At 62.0% G+C, this 321-nt stretch carries 1 protein-coding gene; it reads left to right on the forward strand.

From position 1 onward, the window contains the following. Nucleotides 1-321, forward strand: a 321-nt coding sequence (locus ALO43_RS15470; protein ID WP_174518502.1) for a chemotaxis protein CheW, incomplete at its 5' end; no start/stop codon positions are given.

Below are 321 nucleotides of genomic sequence, written 5' to 3' on the forward strand. Positions count from 1 at the left end.
GCACTGAACTCCGGTCAGCCAGCGCGCTTGCGCACCAGCACCCGCATGGTTCTGGTGCATTATCGGCACGACGACGCGCACCCGGCGCAATTACTCGGGCTGATTCTGGAGCAGGCCACCGAAACGCTGCGTTGCCCGGTGTCACAGTTCAAGGCGTACGGGCTGGACAATCGCCTGTCACCTTACCTGGGGCCGGTTCGGGAGGATGAGCAGGGGCTGCTGCAATGGATTCACGTTCAGGAACTGTTGAGCGAGCCGGTTCGCGAGTTGTTGTACCCGGTGCCGCCAATCGACCTTGAACTGCTTGAGGACGCGCCATGA

The organism is Pseudomonas tremae (genome assembly GCF_001401155.1).
GTDB classification, from domain to species: Bacteria; Pseudomonadota; Gammaproteobacteria; order Pseudomonadales; family Pseudomonadaceae; genus Aquipseudomonas; species Aquipseudomonas tremae.